Origin of the sequence: Anaerotignum lactatifermentans, assembly GCF_016902535.1 — a bacterium.
Classification (GTDB): domain Bacteria; phylum Bacillota; class Clostridia; order Lachnospirales; family Anaerotignaceae; genus Anaerotignum; species Anaerotignum lactatifermentans_A.
In genome coordinates, this window is the sequence record NZ_JACSNY010000089.1 from 1 (window position 1) to 210 (window position 210).

Below are 210 nucleotides of genomic sequence, written 5' to 3' on the forward strand. Positions count from 1 at the left end.
GGGGCCCGCACAAGCGGTGGAGCATGTGGTTTAATTCGAAGCAACGCGAAGAACCTTACCAAGGCTTGACATCCCGATGACCGCTCTAGAGATAGAGCTTCTCTTCGGAACATCGGTGACAGGTGGTGCATGGTTGTCGTCAGCTCGTGTCGTGAGATGTTGGGTTAAGTCCCGCAACGAGCGCAACCCTTATCTTCAGTAGCCATCATT

1 rRNA gene is annotated in these 210 nt (G+C 53.3%); it reads left to right on the forward strand.

The window, feature by feature from the left end:
- Window positions 1-210, forward strand: a 16S ribosomal RNA gene (locus H9X84_RS13490); the annotation flags it as partial.